Source organism: Alcanivorax sp. (assembly GCF_051117345.1).
Taxonomy (GTDB): Bacteria; Pseudomonadota; Gammaproteobacteria; order Pseudomonadales; family Alcanivoracaceae; genus Alcanivorax.
Genome location: NZ_JBNPEC010000026.1, coordinates 1 through 5,565 on the forward strand (window position 1 = coordinate 1; position 5,565 = coordinate 5,565).

General features: G+C 58.7%; 6 protein-coding genes and 1 pseudogene. 4 read left to right on the forward strand and 3 right to left on the reverse strand.

Annotation, left to right across the window (positions count from 1 at the left end; all coding sequences use genetic code 11):
* Positions 1-584: M14 family zinc carboxypeptidase (locus ACFE0K_RS01850; protein WP_434534443.1), on the reverse strand; the 584-nt coding region annotated here is incomplete at its 3' end.
* A 461-nt stretch (positions 585-1,045) separates the two neighbouring features.
* Between ACFE0K_RS01850 and ACFE0K_RS01855 the strand changes: the two genes are divergently transcribed.
* A complete protein-coding gene (locus ACFE0K_RS01855) occupies positions 1,046-1,792 on the forward strand; it encodes a hypothetical protein (protein ID WP_434534444.1) in 747 nt (248 codons plus the stop codon).
* Here ACFE0K_RS01855 and ACFE0K_RS01860 read toward each other — a convergent pair.
* Positions 1,770-2,129 (reverse strand): annotated as a pseudogene (locus ACFE0K_RS01860) (methyltransferase family protein); the annotation flags it as partial. The gene ACFE0K_RS01855 and the pseudogene ACFE0K_RS01860 overlap by 23 nt on opposite strands.
* Before the next feature lie 12 nt (positions 2,130-2,141).
* On the opposite strand from ACFE0K_RS01860, the gene ACFE0K_RS01865 reads away from it, so the two are divergent.
* Both ACFE0K_RS01865 and ACFE0K_RS01870 read left to right on the forward strand, forming a co-directional pair.
* Entirely contained in the window at positions 2,142-2,345 is a 204-nt protein-coding gene (locus tag ACFE0K_RS01865; protein WP_434534445.1) for a hypothetical protein, read from the forward strand.
* A gap of 95 nt (positions 2,346-2,440) precedes the next feature.
* Complete coding sequence (locus ACFE0K_RS01870; protein ID WP_434534447.1) at positions 2,441-3,907, forward strand: PhoH family protein; 1,467 nt, start codon at positions 2,441-2,443, stop codon at positions 3,905-3,907.
* Positions 3,908-4,047: 140 nt separating this feature from the next.
* Here ACFE0K_RS01870 and ACFE0K_RS01875 read toward each other — a convergent pair whose 3' ends face one another.
* Entirely contained in the window at positions 4,048-5,058 is a 1,011-nt protein-coding gene (locus ACFE0K_RS01875) for a hypothetical protein (protein WP_434534448.1), read from the reverse strand.
* A 142-nt stretch (positions 5,059-5,200) separates the two neighbouring features.
* On the opposite strand from ACFE0K_RS01875, the gene ACFE0K_RS01880 reads away from it, so the two are divergent.
* A partial coding sequence (locus ACFE0K_RS01880) for an OmpW/AlkL family protein (protein ID WP_434534449.1) occupies positions 5,201-5,565 on the forward strand: 365 nt, incomplete at its 3' end.

The following is a 5,565-nucleotide window of genomic DNA, read 5'->3' on the forward strand; positions in this document are numbered from 1 at the left end:
CCAAAGCCACTGTGGCAATCCAGGCTCATGGAGAACGGTGCAGACATCAATTTTTCCCGCACCACGCGAACCACGGCCTGGGCTTCTGGCTCCATGGGGGCGCCACTTTTCCCTCGGTACCAGGGAAGGTGTCGACTGATGCGGTGGCCGCCTACCAGAAACGGTACCCGGCCCATGGCATCAATAGGGGCGTTACGCATCAGATCCACGCCATTGGGATTGCTGCGGGTGCGCTTCCAGATGCCGCCCGGGTTGATCATCGGCATGAACACCAGTCGCACCTGCTCCAGCCGCCGGTGCAGCTGGTCGTCCCACTGCAAACGATGAATCAGGCTATGCAGCCAGGACATCAGCACCTGGCTGCCGATCCGCTCCACGCCATGAACGCCGCCAAAAAAACCGATTACCGGCACGCCGGGAGAGGTGCTGCCCATTTCGATCACCCGCACCGGCAACGACAACTCACCCATGGGCACTTCATGAACCGTGGACACTCGCAGGTGGCGTTCACCATGACGAATCAGTGCATCCAGATGCAGAAGTTCGGGCAGATGGCGTTGCAGCAGGTAGAGCTTGTCTTCCATAGGCGGGGGCGGGGACAGGCAAAGAGGGTTACACAGGGTAACGACGGTAGATAACAGGAATATGACGATGCCTTACCTGCATGTTATCACCTGGGTATCTACGGAGCCGCTGTAGGAGCGGATCTTGAGCCGCGAACCTCGCGAAGCGAGGAAATCGACCGAAGGGCGATCAGGGATTTCCGAGCTCGACAGGTGTCTTTAGAAGGAGCTGGTGGTTACCTTGTACATTTCCTTCGCTGTCACTCGGATTCGCACCTTGAGAGGTGTTATTCGCTGCGCTCACCCCTTCGGGGCCGCCCTGCGGGCGTTACTCCGCTACGCTCCGTTCCTGCAGCGGCGCTGTAGAGATAGGCAGTTTTTCTTCACCAAACCGTGACGCCACTGTCAGCGAACCGTCACGTCATTTTTCTAGTGTGGCCACAGGATAGTCCTGCAACGGATAAGAGCCTGTGGCTATGCCCATGACAATGCCTCTTGAGTCTGCTTGCTCGCTGCGAACCGGGGATCTGCTGTTGTTCTCTGGTCGTGGTTTCACCAGTGAGGTAATCCGGGTCTTTACCCGCAGCCCCTGGAGTCATATCGGTATGGTGGTGCACCTGCCCGGCAATCCCGACCCTCTGGTTCTCGAATCCACCACCCTCAGTGAATCGTCAGATGTGACCCTGGGTTGTCCGGTGGCCGGCGTGGCGTTGGTGCCACTGGCGGACAAGTTGCGTGATTACCCCGGTACTGTGGCGCTGCGTCGTCGGCACGGGCCCCCCTTGAGTGATCGGCAGCAGCAATTGCTGGCGCGGATGGTAAAACGCCTGCTCCATCGTCCCTACAAGAACTACGTGTTGTGTAACGCGCTGGATGTGCTGACCGGGTTCACCCGCAAACCCGATCAGCGTGGCTGGTTCTGTTCGGAACTGGTGGCGGAACTGTATCGACGGCTGGGCTGGTTACCCCGGCAGACCCGTGCCAGCACCCTGGTGCCGGGGCATTTCGGGTCCCGCCATATGCGACTTCAACACGGCAAGCTGGGCGCGGTGGAGTTTCTCAAGAGCGGGCCGCAAGCCACGGCCATCCGCGCTCGGGCCGCTGTTACAACCAGCGCCGTACCCGCTGCCGATAGGCCTGCCATTGTTCCCCGAACTGCTGGGCGTGAAACGCTTCTTCCGCGGCAATCACATGCTGCTGGATCACCCAGACAATCGGCACCAGCATGATCAGCATCCCCGGGCTTTGTTGGCTCAGGGCCATGGCCAGGTAAAGGCAGGTAAAGCCCAGATAGATGGGGTTGCGGCTCAGTCGGAACACGCCTCCGGTAAGCAGCTGGCTGGCAGGGCGATGGGGAACCAGAGTGGTGCGTGCCAGGCGTAGCTGGATGACCGCGGCCAGTACCAGGGCGGTGCCGATCACCGCCAGGGCGAGTATCACCCAGCGGTCCCCCGGGAACGCCGGGGCGGGCAGGGTAAGAGCCTGATCAATGCCATAGCCCATCAGCAGGCCACCCAGATACAGGGCTGGCGGCGGCATCATGACGTGCGGGTGCTCAAGGGACATGGCGATAACCTGGTGACAGAAGAAGGAGGAGGAACAGCCAATGGCAATTCTAAACGCTATGACAACCGTCTGCCTGCCTGGCGGCAAACTTTGCGAGGTTTTCTATTGATCATTTCGAAAAAGCTGGGTTATGGTAATTCCAACCCCCGCCATTGCGGGAGTGATCGCGATCAAAAGCTGTTACAGCTGCTGCAACTGAACCGCCAAAAGGCTTAAACCAACGGCGGCAGGCGCAGGCGTCACTCTCGCTTCATCAGATCTGACGTCCCAGCCAAATGCCGCCCATGATGCAACCGTCACAGGGGATACGCATGGAAGAGCGCGCGGCCAGACTTCACACCCTCTCCATCAATCACGCAAGCGCCAACCAGAACGATTCAACCCTCGAACAAGAGCAGCAAAAAACCTACGTCATCGATACCAATGTGCTGATCCATGACCCGAATTCGTTACTCAACTTCGAGGAACATCGGGTAGTGATTCCCATGACGGTGCTGGAGGAACTGGACAAGCTGAAGAGCGGCAACAAATCCCATACGGCGGCGGATTGTCGCGCGGCCATTCGGCAGATCGACCGGGTGCTGGGTAGCGCCACGCCGGCCCAGGTGGAAGCGGGCATTCCCATTCCCCGAGGGCCGGAGACGGTCACCCAGGGAACGCTGACAGTGTTGATGTCGACGTCCGGCGAGCTGAATACCCCCCTGCCCAATGATCTGAACGACAATCGCATCATCAATGATGTGGTCGCCATGCAGGCCAGGCAGCCGGAGCGTCGCTTTATCCTGGTCACCAAGGATATCAACATGCGCCTCAAGGCGCGGGCCTGTGGTATCGAATCGGAGGATTATCATAACGATCAGCTGGTGACGGACATCAAGCAGCTGACCCGTGGCTATTTCGAAGTGCCGGGTTCTTTCTGGGATCAGGTGACCCAGGTGGAAACCGAGCAGGTGGGGGCCGATACCCTGCACCATCTGTCCCATGGCTTGCTGGTCAGCGAGATTCTTGGCGAAGAGGTTTATCCCAATCAGTACATCATCGATGAGCAGGGCTTTGTCGGGCGGGTGCTGGATGTGGACAACGGGGTGGTGACCTTGCGTCACTACAAGGCTGACAGTTTGCTGGATCAGGAGGTCTGGGGCCTGAGGCCCAAGAACCTGCAGCAGGCCATGGCGCTGCAACTGTTGATGGACCCGGATGTGCACCTGGTGACCCTCACCGGTGCGGCCGGCTCCGGTAAGACCATTCTGGCGCTGGCGGCCGCTATTGAGATGACGGTGGAACAGAAATGCTTCAACAAGATCATCGCCACCCGGTCAACGCCGCCGCTGGCGGAAGAACATGGTTTCCTGCCCGGTACGGAAGAGGAAAAAATGGACCCTTGGCTGGGGGCCATCAACGACAACATAGAAGCGCTGCACCTGAACGATGAAAACCCCTCCGGCAGCATTCAGTATGTGAAGGAAAAGGCCAATATTCAGTTCAAGGCCATGAACTATATCCGCGGTCGCAGCTTCCAGAAATCCCTGATCCTGATCGACGAAAGCCAGAATCTGACCCCTCATCAGATGAAGGCGATCATCACCCGGGCCGGGGAAGGCTCCAAGGTGGTCTGCCTGGGCAACCTGGCCCAGATCGACACCCCTTACCTGTCACCCACCAGCTCTGGCCTGACCTACATGACCGAACGCTTCAAGCGGTTTGTCCATGGTGGTTCGGTGCAGTTGAACGGGGTGCCGAGATCGTTGCTGGCGGAGTATGCGGAGCAGTTTCTCTGAGTGAACAGTTAACAGTGAATAGTTAACTGTTCGCGGGAAACTGTATTGTCACTTCAACGCAAGAGGCCGCGCCCAGACTTTGGGCGCGGCCTCTCAGGTTTTTAAACCCCACCAAAGCAGGGTCGCGTCGCTGTTCACTATTAACTGTTAACTGCCTCAACGGCTTTCTTACACGCCTCCGACTGATAAAAATCATCCAGCACCCACTGAATAAACGGTTCCAGTACGCCCTGTTCAATCAGGACCGTGGCGCCACGGGCCAGGGCGGGGGCGGTGATTTCACGAACTTTATCTTCGCTGATCTTCATGCCATCGAGCAGGGTTTGCAGGGGCATATCGCTGAGGGATTGAACGGCGGCGTGAATGCCCACGCTGACCAGTCGGCGGGTGTAATCCAGACGGGCGGTTTCATCGCCGATGGCACAGCTCTGGCTGACCACTTCATCAATGGTGCCGGCGGGTACCAGTTTCAGATAGTCGGCGGGCTTGAGAGGGGCCACGCGCTGATAGCCGTCCCGGGCCAGTTGCTCAATGCGCTCGTTGGTGAGCTGCTTGTTCAGCCACTGTTCGCCGGTTTTCAGGGTGACGCGGATATTCTTTCTCAGGTAATCGCGGATGGACTCTTCCATGCCGCCCATGGCCTTGCCCACCATGCTCTTGCGGCCCATTTTCATCACGCTGCTGACGCCAGGCAATTTGGCCAGAGCGTTTTCCTCCAGCAGGAAATTCTTGATCCCGGTATAGAGCATCTCGCTGACCATTTCACTGACCAGTGGATGGCTCATGGCAGCATGAATGGCTTTCTCGCGCAGGGTCTGCAGCTTCAGTACCTGCTCCAGAATGGCCTCGAAATGGTCTTCGCTGAGCAGTTCGCCCACGGTGGCCGGATCCTTTTCGGCGGCTTCCCAGACCGCCTTGCTGACGTCGCTGACAACACCTTGCAGTCCCTGGGCGCTGAGCGCTTGTTGCAGCCATTGATCCACTACGGTGGTCAGCGAATCACTGTCTACCAGTTTGCCCAGTGGTACGGCTCCCAGGCTGCCGCTGGCCTGGGCCATCAGGGCTTGCCAGTGCTCTTCATTTTGCAGCTGTGCACAAAGGTGTGCCTGGTGCGCATCGCGCAGGGCGGAAATCAGTTGGGCGGATGACATGGTATGAAAGCCTCTTTTTATTGATTCAGAACAATACCCCCGGTCGCCATCGGCCTTTCAATAGTGCCGGTGCGGTGGCCATTACAGCCTGTGTCGGGTATCAGGTCACTGCCTCTATCTTGCTGGAAGAAAGGGGAACTGTATGCAACTGCGAGGACAAGGAAAAGCGGCGCTGCTGCTAACCGGGGTGTTAATGGCCGGGCCTGCCATGGCCCATAAAGCGGGGGACGTGATTGTGCGTCTGGGGGGGATCAAGGTTGACCCGGATGCCAGCAGCGAGACCTTCAACCCGGCGTTGCCGGCAGTGGGGGGGCTGGGTGTGGACGTGGATGACGACACTCAGGTGGGCCTGACGCTGGCTTATATGGTGACCGACTCGCTTGGTGTCGAACTGGTGGGAGCGACTCCCTTTACCCACGACATCCTTCTGGCTACAGGGGGCGGTGGTGTTGCTATTGGGGAAACCAGCCATCTGCCACCCACGCTGCTGGCGCACTACTTAGACAC